This window comes from Cytophagia bacterium CHB2 (assembly GCA_030263535.1).
In the GTDB taxonomy this organism is placed as follows: Bacteria; Zhuqueibacterota; Zhuqueibacteria; order Zhuqueibacterales; family Zhuqueibacteraceae; genus Coneutiohabitans.
On the sequence record SZPB01000018.1, the window covers coordinates 1 to 19,696 of the forward strand.

Genomic DNA, 19,696 nt, shown 5'->3' on the forward strand with positions numbered 1-19,696 from the left:
CAGATTTCTTGTTTTTCACAAGGGCTCCTGATTATGTGGTTGTCTGCCTTCAAGATAGGAGCCATCAGAAAAATTTCAACTAAATTTAGGACAAAATCCTTCCGCATTCCGAAGTGACGGTAACTCTTACTGAAATTCACAACCTGCCTTTGGATTGGGATGTTTTGTTATTGGATAAAACCAGCCGCGTTTCGGTGAACTTCCGCGAACTGGGGAAGTACACTTTTTTCTCAAGCGCTGGCGAAACGGTACGTGAATTTAGGATCGTGGTTGGCCGGAATGAGTTTGTCGAAACGAATGATTTGGATTTGGCCGGTGCACCGCAAGATTTTGTGTTATCCCAAAATTATCCTAATCCGTTTAATCCGAGCACGCAAATCAGTTATGAAATACCTGTAGCGAGTCAAGTGAAGATTGTGATCTACGATTTGAGAGGCCAGTTCATTTGGACATTGATTGATGAACAGCAAAGTGCCGGGCGATACGTTGTTTCGTGGGATGGCACAAATGCTGGCAATGAACGTGTGGCGAGTGGAATCTATCTGGTGCGGATGGAAGCGGGCAGATTCGATTGTATCCGGAGAGTCATCTTGATTAAATAGTATCGAATAACCAGATGATGGTCAAAGGTGCTTGTGGGCTTTCGTTTACAAGGCATATTGCCCAAGGCATTTTTGGTATTGAAATAAGGACCCCCATTCTCTTGTATCCTTGAGAATGCATTGGCATTCTGCCACACCCGGTCGGGTGGCCGACAGCGGTGCATTTTACGGAGGAGATACGGGCCCTATAACAACATTTTTCCACTTCGAGTACTTGATGATCCACTTACGACGCTGATTCGACGCTAACCGTTAATTTCGGAGCATGAAAACCAAGTGTTTAGGCAATCCGGCCGTTGGTTGCAGCAAGCCGACGGCGAAGCCCCAAGCCTTTATTTTACAAGGGGAGGCGTTTTCGGAAAGAATGTGTCTTTTGCATAAATATGCATTTCTCGTCTAAAAGTAAACTCACCGCGATTTGCCGCGCCGCGTCACCTTTTTTCCATTTTTCCCCTTTTTTTTGCGGACCATGGGAGCCATAAAAATGGACAATTAACGCGCTGCGTCGGAGATTCTCTCGTTCAGGATTGGCAGTGCCATCCGCATTATTATAAGACTTGTCGATAGATTATGCGAATGTTCGCATGGTCATGCGGAGTCGGTTTGGATGTGGGATTTTTGGGAGGGACTGAGTTAAAGATGCACAAGCCAGCAGGGAGGATGCCGGCCTGGAATTACGGCTGAGTGGCTTCTGGTGGACTTGGCGGAGTCGAGGGATCGTCCGCCGAGGGTTTGAGCGCCTCCTCGAGCTTGCGCACGGCTTCTTTGAGCAATTTGTTGATGGGCGTGCCGGTACGCTTCCGGAGGTGATAGAGGATCGCCATCTCTTCGGGCGTGAGACTGCTGGCCGGCCATTGGTAGCGAGGCGTTTTGCGATTATTTGTCGCCATGAGTATGATTTGTATGCTGAGGCTGAGATTTCATTAGCTACTTGATAAAAGCGGGCGGAGAATTATCTTCCCGCGCCTTGCGACTCAGAGCGCTGCACAGTGCATCTACGACATATCCTCCCCTGAGTCAACTCACCCTCATCGAGCACCGCAACGTTGAGCCGTTCATCCGCCAAGAACACCATGCCTGAGACATTGCTGAAGTACAAGCGCACACCGGATTTCAAAAATCTCTTCTGCCGGCGTTGAAAGCGATAGGCTTTGAGTAGAGCGATGGCTTCCTCCAAAACCGCATCGTCGAATTTGGAGAGGTCGCTGGTGGGCATGGAAATGTTCGATTGCTTTGGCATGGTCGTGCTCCAGGGTTAATGAGAAAGTCAAAGTTATGAAATACGCGGGAAATCCAATTCCAGCGCTCGCTCAAGAACAACGTTCAAGCGCTGCAAGACAGCCACGTTCGACCAATGAATCTTGTCGGAAAGCGTCCCGTCTCCGAGTGCAACCTTGAGCCGGTTAGAGAGCGCGTTGATGGCGGATTCAACTTTTTGCAGCTCAACAGCATAGGCGGACTTGGCAGTCGGGGCAATGGTTGTCTCGGATTTATTTATGATGGCCTCACAGGAATCGGTTTGTTCAAGGGTATTGCACCTTTCTAAACGTATCACTTTCGGAGAGATGATGCAGGAGGCTGATTTTCAAACCGTGGCTGCCAAAAGCTCAGAAGCTCTTCGAGAACGCTGTTGACATGCTTGGCGTCGCCGAGATGCGCCCAGTGAATCTGGTCAGGCTTCCTGGCGGCACGACGGGATTTGAGCACGCATTTCTTGAGATCGTCCAGCTTTTGCTCGATTTGCTCCAGCTCAAGAACATAAATCGCGGCGACTCGAGGTGTGTGGGTTACTGAAGGTTTGGTCATGACAATTGCTCCTTTATTTGGCTTTCACAACAAACAGGTACTCAGTCAAAGGCTTGCAGCACCGCGCTTTCCAATCTTCCTTCCATCACATGCGTATAGATTTCGGTCACCGCAATGTTGCTGTGCCCCAAGAACTCCTGAGCGATACGAATATTGCCGCCGGAACTGAGCAAATCGGTGGCAGCAGTATGCCGCAAAATGTGAACAGCCCCAGGCTTATGGATGCCAGCTTTCACCCGTGCTTTTGCGAAGTAATCCGAGAGCGTATCGCGTACCAAGCTGATGACGTGAGTTTCTGGTTGCGCTTGCTCACCCATCTCATTCTTTCTTGCCTCGAGCAACTCGCGTAATCTCGGATGCATAGGCACCAGCCGATCTTTCTTCTTGGCATATAAGCGGATGGTGTTGCGCGTCCAATCAATATCCTTCCATTTGAGACCCCGCTCATCCCCGATGAACTTGCGCGCGATTTCACTGCGCCGGGCGCCGGTGTAGCGAATAATCCAAAACGCCAAAGCCGCCTCACCGGAAAGCTGCGCAGCCATGTCCTGGACTTCTTGTTTGTTCAAGAACGTCGGAAGGCGCCGGCGATCGACTTTGAGCTTTTCAAGCTTGGGCAAATAGTGAAGCGGCATAAGCCCCTTCTTCACCGCCAGCTTCAAAACCGTTCTGATGTTCTCAATCTCCTTGTTCCAGCCGCGCTTGACCTTGTCTTCATTCCATGCCCAGCCACGCTTTTGATAGAGCTGTTTCATGGCATCGAAGCGCGCATTTCGAAATTGATCGAAGTGCAAGGGTTTGATTTCTGAAACCAGCGTTTGCTTACCAATCGCTGCAATGAAAAGCTTCATGGCATGGCGGTTTCGTGCAATGGTTTCTTTGGCGACTTCATGCTGGCGGGAGTTGAGCACTTGTTCGGTGAGATCATGCACGGTAAGAAATTCAGCAGCGCGCGGGTCTTCACCGAAACGCTTGAGACCAGCCTTGTGAAATGCGAGTTCGGACTCGATGCGCTTGCATTCCGCCTCGACCACGGCTTTGGGAGTGCCCTTGGGGAATTTCCCATTTGCGTCTCTGCCATCACGCATGCTTGCGCCCTTTCGTGTTGACAAGTGAAATCATGCTGCAGCTTTCCGTGCAGCACAAGTATGGACCCGATCCAGAATTTCATTTTTGATGTGAAGCGCAATGGCGCGCATCAACAAGGGTGGCACCGAATTGCCAATGCGCGCCCAGCGTTCTTCGAATGAACCTTCGAGCTGAAACTGATCCGGAAACGAGCCGAGCCGTTTGAGTTCGGCAATCGAAACATAACGGTCTTCATCGGGCATCATCAAGCCCGCGCCGAAGGTGGCGGACACACTTACCGTTTTGAGTATCGTGGGAGCAGGTGCACTCCACCGAAAGCTTGGCAATGTCGCCCTGATACAAAGGCACTTCAGGAAAGTTCGCCTTGAAGGTTGCTGCGGCATGCTCGTCCCATTCGACTGCCAGCAATTCACGAAAGCCGGCCATGGAATACCCGAGCGAAGAGCTGCCGCAACCAGCAAAGGTGGAAATGACTGTGGGAGCGGAAGGAGATTTGGGGGCAAGATGATCTTGCCAGAATTGCTCGAGAGTGTTGCAGTAGTTCATGACGCTGATCCAAAAGACAATGGAGTTGTTTAGACAATCTTCTCCATTCGCGCCTGCGGAAACTGCTCGAGAAATTCGCGCAGCGGTGTTTCGATTGCTTCCGCATCATCCACGGGCACACGAATCTTAAACAGCGCTTCGAGTTCAACACCATCGGCAATGTCTTCGCCGAATTCCTTTGCTTCGACGCCGGCGTTAACGATGCGAAGATATGAAGCAATGTCCTCATGGCTCATCGTGATGGGTGCCATCTCGCCCCATTCTCTAGCTCTCGCGAATCAGCCGCAACAAAAACAAAAAGGCCACAATCACCAATGATTGTGGCCGCTATATGCAAACAAAGATCACAAACTTCCAGATAGTTGGAAGATTCCTCCCAACCACCCAGTCTTTAACAGAAGTCGATCACCTTTTTTATCCGTTCTCTCATGATGCGAATTGTCTCATTCTATCACCTCGATCCTCAATACTCCCACGTCACATGTCCCAAAGGCGCGCGATTCAATTCTGCGCGATAGTGTCGCCAGTTGGGCATGAACTGATCTAAAAGGATAAAGAAGCGCTCGTTGTGCGTTGACTCTAGCAGATGAATCATCTCATGAACCACAATATACTCCAGACATTCGCAGGGTTTCTTGGCCAGTTCGGTGTTGAGCCGGATCGTGCCGGCGTTATGGTTGCAGCTTCCCCACTTGGTTTTCATCCGTTGCACAAAAAAGCGCTTCACCTTCACGCCCAGCAGCGGCTCCCATTTGGCGAGCAATGGCGGCACCGCCTTCTTGATCTGCTCGCGATACCATTCTTCCACAATGGCATGCTTTTTATCTCTACTCGTACAAGGCCGCACATGGAGAAGCATTTGACGGTGTTGCAGGTCAACGGAGGGCGCTTGTTTTCTCTCCTCCACGACAAGCAGGTAGCGCTTGCCCCACACGTAGTGGCTTTCGCGATCCACATACTCACGCGGGGTTTCGCGTTCCTGCCCGCGCAGCTTTTTCTGTTGCAGTTTGATCCAGCTCAGTTTGGAAATGGCGAAGACACGAATGGTTTCGAGCTTCATGCGCGCGGGTGCGGAAATGCGCACACGGCCGGCGGGAGGGTAAACGCTCAAATGGATATTCTTAATATCCTTGAGCACCACGTCCACTGTGATTCCACCCAACTCCATCTGTGTGGTCATCAATATTCACCTTTATGAGCGAAGATAATGCGAAAAATACGCTCCACTTCCTCGTCATCCTGGATAAAATCGTACAAGGCCTGCTTAATCACCCGCTCCCGCGGCTCGACTCCGCGCCAGTCGTCGGGCCGCACCTGCTTGACGGTTTCATCAATCCGCAGGGCCAACCTCAAAGCCGGGTCACCAAGAGCTTTGAATTTCTCCTGCTCATTTGGCCTTTCTTTCAAATTATCGCTGATTGGCTGTGGCGTGGGCTTTTTGATGTAGTTGTAAAGCGCACGCAAGGCCGGACTCTTCCTGAGTTCCGCGGGCGTATCATCCGTGTGACCGGCCTGCACGTTTTTCGCCACTTCCGCAATACGTTTCAAATATTCCTCATAGGCAATTGCCCGGGCTTTGCGGGCTGCGACAATCTCTTCCAGTAGAGCGGACATTTTCTCATAGAAGGCCGGATCGTTCAGGTGTTCTTTGATGATCTTGCTGCGCACGTTGTTCTCAATCGTTTCCGCGATCGCGTCCTTGTTCCCTTTCAACCCACCGAGTTGACTGGCAATGGCATCAGCAATGCCGGTTTTTACAATCAACTCCAGCAACGGCATATCGTCAAAAGGCGAAATCTTCCTCGGTTCATCGGCCTGGATATAAGTGTCGATCAAATGCCGCATGTCGGCTTCATAGGTCTTCAGGTCGAGATGCTCACCGCTGGCTCTGCGAATAATCTCCCGCAGCTTTAGGTAGCGATCAAGTTCTTGCTTGAGGCGGGCGATGTCGGCGCTGCTGTAGCCCGCAGCCTCAAGTTCATCAGCCATGTTGGCGTAGGCCCGCACCAGCGAGGCCGTTGCCTTGTAAAACGCGACCCGTTGCGGCTCGCGTTCTTGCAGGTCGGTGGCAATTTCGGTATTGCCGCAAAAGTAATGAATGTGCTCCAACTCGCCTTGCGGCGGCTCGACGGGCTCGCACAGCAAGGCCAGCGTTTCCACCGCATTGTCCAACCGCTCTTTCCCTTTCTTGAGGCGATCTTGAATTAGCACTTCAGGATCGGGGCCACCCGCGCTGTGGTCCAACTCAGAGGTATACACCGCCAGGGCATTCTCAACCTTTTTGAACAGGTCTTTATAGTCAACGATGTAGCCAAACTGCTTGTCTTCACCGTCGAGACGGTTCGTGCGGCAGATGGCCTGAAACAAGCCATGATCCTGCATGGACTTGTCGATATAAAGATACGTGCAGGGTGGCGCATCGAAGCCCGTGAGCAGCTTATCCACGACTATAAGCAGCTTCATGTTCGCCGGCTCTTTGGTGAAGAGCTTCTTCGCCCATTCTTCGTACGTCTCCGTTTTGGACATGCCCGACTCGGCTTCGACGTTTTTCAGCAACTCGGTGTAAGTATCATAAATGAACTTTTTGTCAGTTTCGTTGTTCGCCCCAGTATCTTCTTTAGTAATATCCTTCATCTGCGGATTATAGGAGGTCACCAACCCGCATTTACCCTTAAACGGCGTCTTCTCAAACAGGACGAAATACTTGCATGCTTCGTAAATGCTCGAGGCCACCAACATGGCATTGCCCCGCTCGCTGGAGAGACGCGGTTTCACGCTAAAATCAAAAATAACGTCGCTCACTACTCGCTCCATGCGCGAGCGTGAGCTGAGCAACTTTTGCATTGTACCCCAGTGCTTTTTCAGCTCGTCCTTTTGCCAGTCATTCAGCCCCTTCGTCTTGGCCTCAAACCAGGCATCAATCTTGTCCTCCGAGCCGAGGCGCTGATCGATGTCGCGCGCTTCGTAAACCAGGTCGAGCACCACTTCATCTTCCACCGCTTCGCTGAATTTGTAGGTATGAATGTAGCCGCCAAAGACCTCGAGGCTGGATTTTGCGTCCTCCTTGAGCAGCGGCGTGCCGGTGAAGCCAATGAACACAGCGTTCGGCATCATCGCTTTCATCACCCGATGCAGCTTGCCGCCCTGCGTACGGTGGCATTCGTCCACGAACACAAAGACCTCACCAACCGTTTTGCTGGGTTTGGCCTTGAGTTCTTTGATGAACGCTTCAACGTCCTTCACATCGCGCCGGCCGAACTTGTGAATCAGTGAGCACAACAGCCGCGGCGCGGCCTTGCCGAGCTGGCGCATCAGGTCGCGGCCGCTGCTGGTGCGATAGATGGTTTCGCCGGAACCCGTGAACACCCGATCAATTTGCTTGTCCAGCTCGTCACGATCGGTGATGATCACGACGCGGGCTTTATGATTGTGCCCCAAAATCCACCGGGCCAGCAGCACCATGACGATACTCTTGCCGCTGCCCTGGGTATGCCAGATGATGCCGCCTTGGTGGCGCTTGACGTGTTCCTGCGCCGCCTTGAGGGCGAAATACTGATGCGCGCGCGGCAGTTTTTTTATGCCGCCGTCAAAGAGCACGAAATCACGCATGAGTTCGATCAGGCGGTTCTGGCGGCACATTTTGAGCAGGTACTTGTCCAGCTTGTAATCCGTGTTGTCTTGCTCGTCTTCTTTCCATTTCAGGAAATATTTTTCTTCCGTGCCAATAGCGCCGTACTGCAGGCCTTCGGAGTCATTGCCGGCAAAGATGAACTGCACCGTGCTGAAGAACCATTCGTTGAACTCGGGCCGTTGGTTGGAGAGGCTCTGCCGAATTCCGTCGCCGATGGAAGTGCGGCTGTTTTTCAATTCCAGCACACCAATGGCGATGCCGTTGACATAAAGCACCAGGTCCGGCCGCCGTTCATGATTGCCGTGCAGAGTCACTTCCTCGGCCAGGGCGAAATCGTTCTTCTCCGGCTCTTGCCAGTTGATAAGATGCACAGTTTCTGTCACCTTGCCGGCTTCGAGCTTTACGGGCACACCGTAACGCAACAAGCTAAAAACCGCCTTGTTGTTATCATAGAGACCGCGATGGTGATTGTCCGCCTCAGTACGCAACTTGAAAATGGCCACACTGATTTGAACCGGCACATAGCCACTCTTGTTGAGGTAGTCTGCCAACAGCTTTTCCTCGATATTGCTGTTGCCCTCACGCTCGCTCCAGTCGCCCAGATAGCGATAGCCCAACTCCTCGCGGAACAGGGCAATAACGCGATTCTGCGTCGCGCGTTCGGGTTTGCCGATAGTGGTCATTTCAGTATCTCCCAACGACCGGCCTTTGTGGAACCAACATGACGAATGATCCCTGCCGATTTTAATTTACCTAAATGGTATTTTATTCCATCATCGCTGAAACCCAATTCTACTGCCATCGCTTTGCGTGTTATCGTCGGATTAGTGCGTAGCAAAGCCAAAATTTTTTCTTGGGTAGTTTCTTGGGTAGTGCTTCCCATTTGCTGCTCAGAAAAATGGAACCCAAACCATAATCCCGTCTTTTCATAATTTATTTCCGGCTCCGGCAGCCTGGCGGCTTTGCATGCTTCCAAAATGCGCGCGATGCCTCTGCCCCAGGCCTCGATCATGCCCGCCCGGAAGAAGACGTTGGCGATGTCGGGATTGAAGGGTTGGGAGGGATGTTTGCCTTTCAGCTTGGCCACTGTCCAGTCAGGGGGAAGCTCGCCGGGGTTCCACACCATGTTCTTGTCAGAATACACACTGATCTGAATTGGAGTATCGGCTCCATAATCCTTGTGGATGATGGCGTTCAAGACCGCCTCACGCAGAGCCGCCTCAGGTACGGGAAAGGTTTCCAAGCGCCGGATGCCCCGGTAGCTGATGCTCGCCCTCAGGTATTTGGTGAGCAAGAGATCCATCGTCTTGGACACCTGGGTCAAGAGATCGCCGTGGATTTCGTCGTGATAAAGCAGATCCGTGCTGGTACGAAAGAAACCGATCTTCACAAAGGCACCGGTGAAGAAGCGTTCCGGATCGGGATGGAACACAAGCACAGCGGCCCGTTTGAGATATTGGTTGTCGAGCAAATGCAGCTTATCGATAAGCCCCGGTGTGGATTCCCGCAGGATGGTGGAATCCAGACGCTGGCTTTCGCGCGCTAATTGCCGGAAGGCAACAATGGCCGGCTTGGACAAATCCTTGATTGTAACGTGCGGCACCGGCACACCGTCCCAGTGCCGTCCCTGCTTGCGCAAAAGGAAACGGTCCAGCGCGGCACCCTTGAGAATCTGGTTCGTGCTGCCGCTGCGATAGAAATACTCGCCTTTGTAGCTCACCGGATTCGAATAGGGCTCCACCACGATTTCAAGGTATTCTCTGCCAGCTTTTGCACGTAGGTTGACTTTCACCATGATGCCCAGAATGTCCCTGACCTTGTTGGGAATATCCTCGAGCAGTTTCGGCGCATTGGCAACGCCCACAACTTCACCCCGGTCATTCTTTCCGATCACCAGCGTACCGCCCTCGGCATTGGCAAAGCCGCAAATCCATTTGAGATATTCATCCCGCCAAGAGGCTTTGTATTCGATACTCTGGTCTTCTTTCATATCAACCGTACCCTCCCGGTTAAAAGTTCCTGCATCATGCCCTGCTTGAGCTGGCGAACTTTCGCGAGTTTGGCTTCCAGCGCGGCGATCTCGGCGTCCATGTCGCTCAGGATGGCGGCGATGGCGGTTTGTTCGGCCAACTCTGGCAAAGGAATCGGAACACCTCCAATCTCGCCCATGTTGATTTTCTTGGGGGAGGCGTTCATCAACGACCTTTCCTCAATATCAAGCCTGAATTGGCGGCATTTTGTGTAACAATGGATATAGCGTGAATCTATGCCATGCTTCACCTTCAGCAAAGCCAAGCTCACGTAGATACTGGCCTCAACATCCCAATCAATCAGCTTTGTATCGCCTATAGCACCGATACGGGTAAGGAGAATGTCGCCCTTTTCTGGCTTGCACCGTTTGACGAGTTGATTGTGCTCTTTCACGGATATGAACTTTGTGTCCGCGAAGTTGTTGGCTGTAACATTCTCCACGCTGTAGAAAGGAATTCCCGTTTCCATGTATTGCGGTGTGAAATGAGTGCCGTCGGTAATTGAGCTACAAACGTCCATCAACGTCTTCACCTCCCACTCTCCACTAAACTCCGGCAGGCGCTTCTTGCCGGTGAGCAACTCCTGCATGGCGCCTTGTTTGATCTGACGTTTTTTGGCGATGAGCTGCTCCAGCGATTCGATGAGGGCATCCGCATCGCTCAACGCCTCGGCGATGGCTTCTTGTTCGGAGAGGGAGGATGGACGCGGAATTGGAACTTTTTCGAATTTATCCTTCGGTAAGTGGGCAATACTAGTTTGCGTTACAAAGTTGGTCAAATATCCAGTTGATGCCAACCGTTGAAGTACGTTTAACATCAATTGCACTTTGTAACCACGAATTGGCCGAAGTCTATGCAATGCTTTCTGATAATAACATTCCGCAATCGGTTCGTTCCAAATTGCAGCGCGCCCAATTTCTCCCCCTTCGCAAACAAGAAGGTCACCTTTGAGCAGTCGAAAACGTTGGAGATCAGACGGAGTCATTCTGATAACACCAAGGTCATTGAGATCTATGCGCCCCCACTGGACGGCTCTATTGCCCAAATAAGACTTTGGTACGCCGACGTTTTTTTCAGAATCCAACATTTTACCGAGTTGGATTGAGAATTCGTTGCCTACTGTGGTAACGTCCCAATCCTCCGGAATCAACCCCACCTCTGTCTGTTTGTAGCCCGGCTTCATTTCCATGCGAATCCCATCCTTTCCAAATGGCCGTTCACTTTCGCTTCGAGTTCGGCCATGCGGCTGGCCATCTGCGGCAGCGGTGTTGCGTAGCGTTCGGCCAGATCCTTCACGCGTTGGGTGAGCGCTTGGCTGATGCGATCCATTTCGCCATGAATGGCAGCCTCCAGCGCGGCGAGCCATTTGTCCTCCACCACCAGCGTCTTGATCTCTTTTTCAGTAAGCTTGGGATATTGCGCGTAAGCTTTGGCGTCCAACTCGGTCTCGGATTCTTTCAACTTTTTCTTAAGTTCGGATTCTTCATTGGCAAGCTTCAGCCATTCCTCCAACACCGCCTTCTCTTCCGCTGGCACTTCTTCATTTTCACTTTTCAACTCCTCCAGTCGCGCGATGACATTCGCCTTGCTGATTTTTTCCAGCTCAGAGAAAGCGCCTTCTTCACCGCCGTGCTCTTCTTCCAACTCATTCATTCGAGCGGTGACGCTTTCCAACTCGGTTTGCAATTGGTTGATCGCCTCTTGCTCTTTGGCGAAATAGCGGACGACGATGAGTGCTTTGGGAACGAGATCGCAGGCCCAGCCTTTGTCTTTCTCCTTGCCCTTCTTGTCTTTCTCAATGATGCGATAGGTCTCGGCTTTCCAGCCGTCAGCGGCGATGAGATAGCAATCGTCCTGCATCGTCTCGGCCCAATAATCCATGAGGTGCTGATAAACGTCATATTTGTCAATCAGCGGCTTGCCCGCGTAGTGGGCCAAAATATCCTCAGCAAGCGCGGCGATGATTTCCTTCGGATGACAGCCGGCCTTTAAAGCCTTGAGCGTGCCGGCACTCTTGTTTCGCCAGGCAGCAAAGACGGCATTCATCCTCTCGGTAAAAGCGACGAACTCGGCGTGTTCGTAAATGGTCCGCTTCAGTTGCGCCAGAGAAATTGACAATTGCGAGTAGTCTTCTCTGAGCGGCTCGAAGAGCGCGGATTTGAGATGAGGCAGGACCGCCCAGTATTTCTCCAGCGCCTCGATGTCACGGTTCGGCATGCCGCCGCGCAGGTGGCCCGCAATGTCTTGCACGTCCTCGGCCTGCTGGCTGTCGATGTAGCGCGGCAGGTTGAGGTTGAATTCGTTCTTCTCGATCTCCGCGAAGCTGACCATGCGGGAATATTTTTGAATTTCAAGCTGCCGGTTGAAAACATCAACGATCTTGTGGATGTCCATCGCGCGCAGGCGGTTCTTGTTGCCATCTTTCATGTAGCCGGCGCTGGCATCGATCATGAAGATACCCTTGCGAGCGCGGGCGTCTTTCTTGTCGATCACCACGATGCAAGCGGGAATGCCGGTGCCGTAGAAGAGATTGGCGGGCAGTCCAATGATGCCTTTGATATAACCCTTGCGCACGAGATTGCGGCGGATGTCGGCCTCGGCATTGCCGCGAAACAGCACGCCGTGCGGCAGAATGCACGCGCCGGTGCCCGTGCTTTTGAGCGAGCGCACGATGTGCAACAAATAGGCGTAATCACCCTGCTTGCCCGGCGGCACGCCAAAAGCCTTGAAGCGTTCGTGCGGATCGTTCAGCGGATCGAGACCGGTGCTCCAGCGCTTGTCGCTGAACGGCGGATTGGCGACAACGTAGTCGAAGGTTTTAAGCGTATCACCGTCTTTGAATTTGGGATCGGTCAACGTGTTGCCCTGCACGATCAGTGCCGTGGGGTTGTTGTGCAGAATCATATTCATGCGCGCCAAGCCTGAAGTGGCAGCGTCTTTCTCCTGCCCATTCAAAGTGACCGGCGTGCGCGCTTCATCGGCAACCTTGAGCAACAGCGAGCCGGAGCCGCAAGTAGGGTCATAGACAGTGGTGGCGCTGGTGGTCTTGGCCTCGCGAATGCCAAGAATCTGCGCGATGATGCGGCTCACCTCCGCGGGCGTGTAGAATTGGCCTTTGCTCTTGCCACTCTCCGTGGCAAAGTGGCGCATGAGGTATTCGTAGGCATCGCCCAGAATATCATCGCCCTCCGCGCGATTCTTGGAGAAATCGAGCGCCGGGTTTTCGAAGATGGCGATGAGGTTCGTAAGGCGCTCGATCTTTTCCTTGCCGTCGCCGAGTTTGGTGGCGTCGTTGAAATCGGGAAAATCGGACTGGGAAATCTGCCTATTGTGCTTGGCCAGCGGTGCGACAATCTTTTTGTTGATGTCATCGCCAATGTTCGTCTTACCCTTGAGTGCGACCATATCACGAAAGCTCGCGCCTTTGGGGATCGTGATGGGAGCAAAACGGACGCCGGCGTATTTGTCGCTAATGTATTTGATGAAGAGCAGAACGAGCACGTAATCTTTGTACTGGCTGGCATCCATGCCGCCGCGCAGCTCGTCGCAACTTGCCCAGAGGGAGGAGTAGAGTTCGGATTTTTTGATGGCCATTGGGTTGAGTCTGTTCGTCGGTTTCAGAAGGTTTCAAAATCGTTTATCAACTCATGCAAAAAACATGATCGGCTCTGTCACAGTTGGCTGGGGCTAACGTGAAACTTCATTGACTTTCGAAATAACGCGGAATTCACGTCTGCAGGGCTGCATTCCGAAGATGCATAAAGAGTGGTATCTAAATTGGTAAGATGAACGGTATCTGTCATGAACGCATCGAAGTCCCCGAAAACGCAAAACCCTTGCAAATCCAAGGCACGCTTTGGGAGAGCGCGGAATAACCTGCAAGGGTTGAAAAGCCGGCTTTAGTCAAATTTCCCAAATTTTCCTTGTAGCGCGACTTTACGAATTATATACCATTTTATCAAACTTTTTTTCGGGAGGGACAAATACGAGTAAACAACTACAAAGTCATTTCTCTGTTGGATGATTCGTCGAATGTAGAGGCGTGTCACCGCGGGGCAACAGGACAGAAGTTAAGACCAACTTTATTCGCATAGTCAGAATGACAGGGTCTCATTTCAGGCATCTCAGCAGTTCGACCCATGCCTGAATTTTGCTTGTCCGTTACGAGAACTCATCATAAGTTGACCGCGACATGCCTCACACGTAACGCAACCACCATTCCTTTCTGGTAGCTTTAAAGTCTGCGAACCAACGGCAGGCGAAATAAAGCATCACGATCGCTATCGCCCAAACCAAGTACAGATGTGCGAGACTCCAGGTGTATCCCTCCGGCGGCGGTGGATTGCCCATGGGATGGTTGGCGAAGAGCCAGGAGCTGACGTCGCCCAGCCGGATCTTCGACACCACCAGCGCCAATAGGTGAATCAGCGGAATGTGAAGCATGTAGAAGAAGAACGGAACACGGCCAAAGACGCTAATCGCGCGGGCAAGAGAACCGCGAACTTTTTCCAGTATCGGAATCAGCGCGATGGTCGGACCCAGCGTCATCAGCAGAAAGTTGAGTGAGGCGGGATACTTTGTGGTGTTGAGAAATGCAAACAGCGCGGGCATCGTTCCGGCGCCGTTTGGTCCTTGTGCTGCGGAACCCCATGGACGCGGATCACCATAGAGATTGAAGCCGCGCAGCACGAGAAAAAGCGCCGTGGCGCCGAGGCCGATCGTCAGGCAAAGGCGGTTTCTCTGCGCCGGCGCCAAAGTCAAAATCTTGCCAAACGCATAGCCCACTGCCATAACACCAATCCAAGGCACGAGGGAGTAAAGCACAATTAAATTCGGCCCACCATCACCGAACTGAATCGGGCCTGCAAAAAATCCCAGGTAGAGAATTTTCCAAAGTGCAGCGAGGCTACTGTCTGCGAGAGCCGGGATCAGTTCTTTCAGATGAGGATCTAGCAGGTTATGTCCCGCAATGATGACGAGACCGATGGTTCCGACCGCGACCAGCGGCAGCTTTACCAGGCCGGCCAACAGGATCATGCACCAGCCAATTGCCCAGATGACGCCGGCCATTTCGTATTGTGCAAACTCGAAATTAAATGTCCACGCCACCCGAAGAAACGTCAACTCAAGCAAGATGAGCCAGAAGCCACGGATGATGAGAAACCGAGGCAGGTCGGCGTGTTTGCGACCATAGAAAAAGGCGCTTGTGCCGGCCAGGAAAAGAAATGCCGGCGCGCAGAAGTGTGTGATCCAGCGGGTAAAGAAAATGCCTGGCTCCGGACCACCGGCGGGAAGGCCCGAGTAGACCCGTACGTGATCGATAGCCATCAGAATCATGACGGCGCCACGAATGAGATCAATTGACGCAATGCGGAAAGATGGCACAACGTCTTTCGTCTGGTGTAATGAAGTTGTCGTGGTCATCAAGTCGTATAATGGGGTGAACCGCCAGGTGCGTGGCTTGCGAGTCCGGCGATGAGGGGAGGGAGAGAAGCCCGCCCCGACTCGCTTAGAAAAGATAGCTTGCATTTACCACGATTTCTTTCTCGAACTCGAGCACAGCTTTTCTTTCTTACGAATCTGCTTCTCGCTCTTTCACACTTTGTATTATTCATCATTTTACCGAGATACCTTGAGATGATCATTTGGTTAGGCTTTTAATATCACTTGGATCCGCACCGTTTGCTAGAAGCATGTCCACAATATCCGAATGATTATGAGCTGCTGCATGCCAAAGTGCAGAAACGCCACCCTTATTTTTGAGATTAATATTGGCATGATTATCAATTAATATCTTGACGGCTTTAGTTTGCCCGTTTCGTGCTGCTCTCATTAAGGCCGTATATCCACCATCTGCACCACTTGCCCTCGTACCATCTGACCTAGCATTAACGTCTGCCCCGTTATCAATGAGAATTTTCATAATGTCGTCATAACCAAATCGCGCCGCAATCATAAGCGCAGTAACTTCGATAGAGCCTTGTGCTTTCGAGTTTACATCGGCACCATTTTCGACCAACATCTTGACAACTTCAACTTGATTTCGGCGTGTGGCAGACATTAGCGCCGTTTGTCCCTCCACATTTGTTTCATTGACATCGGCACCTTCCTTTATAAGCTTTCGCACTTCTGCTATATCGCCATTGTATGCAGCAGACATCAAAGGCGTATTCCTAATCTTGACAGGTATTTCACTCTCACTGTTGGCAAAGGAGTCAGTCAAAGCCTTTTTGAAATCTCCATCTGATATCAAAGGCACATTCCTAATCTTGACAGGTATTTCACTCTCACTATTGGCAAAGGCGACAGTCAAAGCCTTTTTGAAATCTTCCATGGTGTAATTCTTCTTTTCAAACATGAATTTAATTGCCGCTTTTGCGCCTCCCTCGTCTGTTATTCCGATTTGTATTTGATCTCGGCCTAATTTCACTTCATGAATCTCTACTTTTCTACCTTTATGCCAAACTCGCACCTCTCCATCTTTTATTTTCTTGCTCGCCTCGTCTGCAAAATCTTCTGCTGCTGTGGATTGTGTGTCTCTAAATGCAGATAGCCCTTCACCAACTTTTGCTTTGTAGTATGTCTTCCCATCAGGATCAACATATGTCGCATCTTTTCCTCCTATGCCATACTGAATTCTTACAACGTCGATTCTCAACCATTTTTGCTGTCCTTCTAGTTCTTTTGCCATAGCTTGTATTGTTGTTGTTGAGTCCCCCTGCCCTCCAGCAAAAATTGGCGGAATAGAAAACGCGACGATAAAAAGTATCGAACATTCAAAATAGATAAAGCGTTTCATTTTAAGCCTCCGTATATAAAGACGGTGATCTGTGGTCTTATTAAACCATCGAATTTCCTTTGCATACCGAATCACAGTTTTGGAATTTTAGGGCAACCTCAAATCAATGCCTCAAAAATACTTCAAAAACTTCCTCAGCGCGACTCCGGAAGTTCTAATACGAGTTTCAGCGGTTACGGGATTTCCCGCCGAGCGGGATGTCGCGTCGCGCCAAAAAAGATTGGGATAGTTTTGTTCCAGCGTAAAACCAATTTGGGCTTGACTGAAATCATCTTCCTTCTTCAGTAACCATCTCAGACAGCGGGCGCCGCCACACGCCACCGCCATTAGTTCCCACAAAGAGATGCGAGCCGTTCACGGCGAGAGACAAAACAAAAGTGTTCGTCAAGCCGGTATTGACGTCAGTCCATTTTGTGCCATTATTGGTGGAAAGAAACACGCCATAAGTTCCCGCAAAGAGATTCGAGCCGTTCACGGCGAGAGACAAAACAGGAGCGCCCGGCAAGCCGGTATTGACGGCGGTCCAGCTTGTGCCGTTGTTGGTGGAAAGGAACACGCCGCCCTCTTCAGCTCCCGCAAAGAGATGCGAGCCGTTCATGGCAAGGGCTCTGATAGGGGTGTCCGTCAAGCCGGTATTGACAGCGGTCCAGCCTGTGCCGATGTTGGTTGAAAGAAACACGCCGCCCTCCTCAGCTCCCGCAAAGAGATGTGAGCCGTTCAAGGCAAGAGAAAAGACATGAGTATTCGTCAAGCCGGTATTGATGGCTGTCCAGCTTACGCCGTTGTTGATGGAAAGAAACACGCCACCAAAAGTTCCCGCAAAGAGATTCGAGCCGCTCGCGGCTAAGCACCGAACATCGCCTTCGTTGGGACCATTGGTTTGAATCCACTGCGCCTGGAGGCTTTGTGCGCCAAGTAGGAGCACGATAGTGAAGAAAAAATACAGGCGTTTCATGTTTGGTTTTCTTGATTATGTTTTAGGGTATGCGGCGGCTAACACTTAGAATTTTATCCGTAATTCAGGCCGCCAATATCTTGCGGGGAGGCTGCACGTCCCGAAGGGGTACATTTGCTCATGAGTCAATTACGGATAAAATTGTGTTGACCGAAACGATGGTGTGTAGTTTCTCTATGGGTATTCTTTCCCGCTTCTGTGCCTGCAGTGGGAGGTGGTTGGGTTTGCGATGAGCGTAGCTATGCAAACGCGGATAAGTGATCCGAGCCAAAAGCGGCGATAGAGGTTGCATCGCGAAACTCCTCATCTTCTGCCAAGCATCCCGGGCAGGTTGCGCGCAGCAGCCCCCAAAGTGATGGCCTTATTATGCAAAACGTAAGGCACAGAATCAAGTGAGATTTTTGCATACGAATGCCATTTATCAAGGCCTGTTGAAAAAAGGTGTTTATTTGAAATTCAAATTCTGCTATATTGATTCTGAGAAATGACGGATTGCCGAATGATCCCTAGATGAAAGCAGAGTGCCATGACCATCACATTGACGTCAGATATTGAAAGCGCGTTGGCGCAATATGCCCGCAAGATTGGTACGACGCCAGAACTGCTCGCCTTGAAAGTCTTGGAGGAGCAATTTCTGGCTTAGCCGGATGCGATGGAAGCATCTCCTAAAGGTAAAGGGCAGACTTTGTTCGATTTTTTGGGTGGGCATCTCGGTACGCTTTCGAGCAGTGAATTCACTCCCGGTGGTGCGCAAATGTCAACGAAATCCGGAAAGAAATTCACGGCCTTGATGGAGCAAAAACGCCAACGAGGGCGATTGTGATACTCACGGATACCGGCCCTTTGGTGGCATTGCTTGATAAAGACGATTCTCACCATGCGGCTTGCGTCGAGGCATCGAAACATCTTCCGGCTGCGCCCTTGGTGACCACCTGGCCTTGTTTCACTGAAGCGATGTACCTGCTTGGAGAAGTAGGGGGCTACCGCTACGAGGCTGAATTTTGGAAACTGCTGCGCGACCAAAAACTTTTCTTGCTCGATTTGACTCAAGCCGAGATTGTCCGTGCCAATGATCTTATGGAGAAATACCAAAATGTGCCAATGGTTCTGGCGGACGCTTCGTTAATGGCGATTGCTGAGCATCGCGAATACCAGCAGCTCTTTACGATTGACAGTGATTTTCGAGTTTATCGTTTGCCAGATGGAACGGCCTTGGAGATCGTGCCGTTCTCGTGATGAAAACGACGCTAAAATATCACCAACATTTCGAAGATGATCTCCAAAACAAGGGTTTACGCTCGAAAAACGCGCATCACCGTCGGTCTTATAACCCAAAGGTCGGAGGTTCAAATACTCTCCCCGCAACCAATCTAAATCATTGATTTTGTGTAGCAAGGGAATCCAAAAGATTCCCTTTTTTGTTTTGTGGTAGGGACAAATTGGGACAGGAGGGGACAGGGTTTAGCGCTAAAATAGCGCTTGGGCAGAGGTGAGTCAGCTCGCTTGCTCGAGCGATCTTTGGTTTTCAGATTCCGATCCTTGCCAGTATCTCCTCGGTTGGCCCTTGGATTTTCTTTCGATGTGAGTGCACCGCTTGGGTATCAGTGTGCGGAGAAGGACTCATACCGGATCCTTCCTGGGCCTTTCAAATTGATCTTCACTCCAATTAATTTTTTGAGAGAATTCAATTTTTTCTTGATATTTGTTCTCATCGAATTATATTGCCCAGCAGAGGCAATTGCGCGAAAAATGAGCCTCTCTGGGGAAGACAGAAGCGCCCGGTTGCTTTTGCATTTTATAAGCTGCCCGCTTGTGCCATCCCGACCGAATTCAGAATACTTGGTGGAAGTGAGGTCGGAATGCTCAATTGTTTTCTGGTTGTAATCCCTCCAACTTTTCGTGAGCTTTGTGGGGATAGCTCCGCCTCGCCTGAAATCACTCCGCAAATCCTGAGTCGAATCTTCTTCCGCATATCACACATTTTTTTGTTCAAATTCGACCAACTCGTTCAAGCAGAATGTCCAAGCCCGCGCCGGAGTACCGGCATTTGTTGGTCGCGCTGTTGGGCCGCACGCCTCAGGTTTTGACCGAGACGTTGTATACCCTGTGCGTACAGAAGGGCATACCCATTTCGGAAGTTTCGGCTATTTCCACACAAGAAGGCCGGGAGGTAGCGCTCGATATATTGCTCGAACCGCAAGATTGATGGTTTTGGCTGGAGCAGTTGAGGCATGCTCT

The 19,696-nt window shown here is 51.1% G+C and carries 19 protein-coding genes; 3 read left to right on the forward strand and 16 right to left on the reverse strand.

The features are described from left to right. Positions 1-95: 95 nt before the first annotated feature. Positions 96-602 (forward strand): T9SS type A sorting domain-containing protein, encoded by a 507-nt coding sequence (locus tag FBQ85_03530; GenBank protein MDL1874227.1) that lies wholly within the window; start codon positions 96-98, stop codon positions 600-602. A gap of 674 nt (positions 603-1,276) precedes the next feature. On the opposite strand, the gene FBQ85_03535 is transcribed toward FBQ85_03530, so the two are convergent. From FBQ85_03535 to FBQ85_03610, 16 genes are all read right to left on the reverse strand, one after another. After that, positions 1,277-1,492: a hypothetical protein gene (locus FBQ85_03535; GenBank protein MDL1874228.1), complete on the reverse strand. Its 216-nt coding sequence runs from the start codon at positions 1,490-1,492 to the stop codon at positions 1,277-1,279. A gap of 62 nt (positions 1,493-1,554) precedes the next feature. Beyond that, positions 1,555-1,842 carry a hypothetical protein gene (locus tag FBQ85_03540; GenBank protein ID MDL1874229.1) on the reverse strand — a complete coding sequence of 96 codons (288 nt, stop codon included), beginning with the start codon at positions 1,840-1,842 and terminating at the stop codon, positions 1,555-1,557. A 33-nt stretch (positions 1,843-1,875) separates the two neighbouring features. Beyond that, positions 1,876-2,157 carry a hypothetical protein gene (locus tag FBQ85_03545; GenBank protein MDL1874230.1) on the reverse strand — a complete coding sequence of 94 codons (282 nt, stop codon included), beginning with the start codon at positions 2,155-2,157 and terminating at the stop codon, positions 1,876-1,878. Next, the gene (locus tag FBQ85_03550; protein ID MDL1874231.1) at positions 2,154-2,408 is read right to left on the reverse strand and encodes a hypothetical protein; all 255 of its coding nucleotides are present in this window, start codon (positions 2,406-2,408) and stop codon (positions 2,154-2,156) included. Before FBQ85_03550 ends, FBQ85_03545 begins: the two co-directional genes overlap by 4 nt. 41 nt (positions 2,409-2,449) lie before the next feature. Continuing rightward, a complete protein-coding gene (locus FBQ85_03555) occupies positions 2,450-3,496 on the reverse strand; it encodes a hypothetical protein (GenBank protein MDL1874232.1) in 1,047 nt (348 codons plus the stop codon). A 30-nt stretch (positions 3,497-3,526) separates the two neighbouring features. Continuing rightward, a complete protein-coding gene (locus FBQ85_03560; protein ID MDL1874233.1) occupies positions 3,527-3,880 on the reverse strand; it encodes a DNA cytosine methyltransferase in 354 nt (117 codons plus the stop codon). Continuing rightward, positions 3,729-4,043, reverse strand: coding sequence for a DNA cytosine methyltransferase (locus FBQ85_03565; GenBank protein ID MDL1874234.1), 315 nt, complete (start codon positions 4,041-4,043; stop codon positions 3,729-3,731). Before FBQ85_03565 ends, FBQ85_03560 begins: the two co-directional genes overlap by 152 nt. 29 nt (positions 4,044-4,072) lie before the next feature. Then, positions 4,073-4,294, reverse strand: a complete 222-nt coding sequence (locus tag FBQ85_03570) for a hypothetical protein (protein MDL1874235.1) — start codon at positions 4,292-4,294, stop codon at positions 4,073-4,075. 212 nt (positions 4,295-4,506) lie between these two features. After that, positions 4,507-5,223 carry a M48 family metallopeptidase gene (locus tag FBQ85_03575; GenBank protein ID MDL1874236.1) on the reverse strand — a complete coding sequence of 239 codons (717 nt, stop codon included), beginning with the start codon at positions 5,221-5,223 and terminating at the stop codon, positions 4,507-4,509. Continuing rightward, on the reverse strand, positions 5,223-8,357 hold the full coding sequence (locus FBQ85_03580) for an HsdR family type I site-specific deoxyribonuclease (GenBank protein ID MDL1874237.1): 3,135 nt from the start codon (positions 8,355-8,357) through the stop codon (positions 5,223-5,225). The genes FBQ85_03575 and FBQ85_03580 overlap by 1 nt, the downstream gene beginning before the upstream one ends. Continuing rightward, entirely contained in the window at positions 8,354-9,664 is a 1,311-nt protein-coding gene (locus FBQ85_03585) for a winged helix-turn-helix transcriptional regulator (GenBank protein ID MDL1874238.1), read from the reverse strand. The genes FBQ85_03580 and FBQ85_03585 overlap by 4 nt, the downstream gene beginning before the upstream one ends. Next, positions 9,661-10,893, reverse strand: coding sequence for a restriction endonuclease subunit S (locus tag FBQ85_03590; GenBank protein MDL1874239.1), 1,233 nt, complete (start codon positions 10,891-10,893; stop codon positions 9,661-9,663). The genes FBQ85_03585 and FBQ85_03590 overlap by 4 nt, the downstream gene beginning before the upstream one ends. Then, positions 10,884-13,298 (reverse strand): type I restriction-modification system subunit M, encoded by a 2,415-nt coding sequence (locus FBQ85_03595; GenBank protein MDL1874240.1) that lies wholly within the window; start codon positions 13,296-13,298, stop codon positions 10,884-10,886. Before FBQ85_03595 ends, FBQ85_03590 begins: the two co-directional genes overlap by 10 nt. A 603-nt stretch (positions 13,299-13,901) precedes the next feature. Further along, entirely contained in the window at positions 13,902-15,233 is a 1,332-nt protein-coding gene (locus FBQ85_03600) for a DUF1624 domain-containing protein (GenBank protein ID MDL1874241.1), read from the reverse strand. Between the two features lie 112 nt (positions 15,234-15,345). Next, positions 15,346-16,503: a hypothetical protein gene (locus FBQ85_03605; protein ID MDL1874242.1), complete on the reverse strand. Its 1,158-nt coding sequence runs from the start codon at positions 16,501-16,503 to the stop codon at positions 15,346-15,348. 268 nt (positions 16,504-16,771) lie between these two features. Next, positions 16,772-17,458: a hypothetical protein gene (locus FBQ85_03610; protein MDL1874243.1), complete on the reverse strand. Its 687-nt coding sequence runs from the start codon at positions 17,456-17,458 to the stop codon at positions 16,772-16,774. 819 nt (positions 17,459-18,277) lie between these two features. Here FBQ85_03610 and FBQ85_03615 point away from each other — a divergent pair. Then, positions 18,278-18,694, forward strand: a complete 417-nt coding sequence (locus FBQ85_03615) for a PIN domain-containing protein (GenBank protein ID MDL1874244.1) — start codon at positions 18,278-18,280, stop codon at positions 18,692-18,694. 781 nt (positions 18,695-19,475) lie between these two features. Next, on the forward strand, positions 19,476-19,664 hold the full coding sequence (locus FBQ85_03620) for a hypothetical protein (GenBank protein MDL1874245.1): 189 nt from the start codon (positions 19,476-19,478) through the stop codon (positions 19,662-19,664). Positions 19,665-19,696: the final 32 nt, after the last annotated feature.

Coding starts and splice junctions, on each gene's coding strand:
- FBQ85_03570 (MDL1874235.1), bottom strand. CDS start 4,294: ATGGCACCCATCACGATGAGCCATGAGGACATTGCTTCATATCTTCGC.
- FBQ85_03565 (MDL1874234.1), bottom strand. CDS start 4,043: ATGAACTACTGCAACACTCTCGAGCAATTCTGGCAAGATCATCTTGCC.
- FBQ85_03550 (MDL1874231.1), bottom strand. CDS start 2,408: ATGACCAAACCTTCAGTAACCCACACACCTCGAGTCGCCGCGATTTAT.
- FBQ85_03605 (MDL1874242.1), bottom strand. CDS start 16,503: ATGAAACGCTTTATCTATTTTGAATGTTCGATACTTTTTATCGTCGCG.
- FBQ85_03610 (MDL1874243.1), bottom strand. CDS start 17,458: ATGAAACGCCTGTATTTTTTCTTCACTATCGTGCTCCTACTTGGCGCA.
- FBQ85_03555 (MDL1874232.1), bottom strand. CDS start 3,496: ATGCGTGATGGCAGAGACGCAAATGGGAAATTCCCCAAGGGCACTCCC.
- FBQ85_03535 (MDL1874228.1), bottom strand. CDS start 1,492: ATGGCGACAAATAATCGCAAAACGCCTCGCTACCAATGGCCGGCCAGC.
- FBQ85_03560 (MDL1874233.1), bottom strand. CDS start 3,880: ATGCCGCAGCAACCTTCAAGGCGAACTTTCCTGAAGTGCCTTTGTATC.
- FBQ85_03580 (MDL1874237.1), bottom strand. CDS start 8,357: ATGACCACTATCGGCAAACCCGAACGCGCGACGCAGAATCGCGTTATT.
- FBQ85_03600 (MDL1874241.1), bottom strand. CDS start 15,233: ATGCAAGCTATCTTTTCTAAGCGAGTCGGGGCGGGCTTCTCTCCCTCC.
- FBQ85_03590 (MDL1874239.1), bottom strand. CDS start 10,893: ATGGAAATGAAGCCGGGCTACAAACAGACAGAGGTGGGGTTGATTCCG.
- FBQ85_03575 (MDL1874236.1), bottom strand. CDS start 5,223: ATGACCACACAGATGGAGTTGGGTGGAATCACAGTGGACGTGGTGCTC.
- FBQ85_03620 (MDL1874245.1), top strand. CDS start 19,476: ATGTCCAAGCCCGCGCCGGAGTACCGGCATTTGTTGGTCGCGCTGTTG.
- FBQ85_03540 (MDL1874229.1), bottom strand. CDS start 1,842: ATGCCAAAGCAATCGAACATTTCCATGCCCACCAGCGACCTCTCCAAA.
- FBQ85_03585 (MDL1874238.1), bottom strand. CDS start 9,664: ATGAAAGAAGACCAGAGTATCGAATACAAAGCCTCTTGGCGGGATGAA.
- FBQ85_03595 (MDL1874240.1), bottom strand. CDS start 13,298: ATGGCCATCAAAAAATCCGAACTCTACTCCTCCCTCTGGGCAAGTTGC.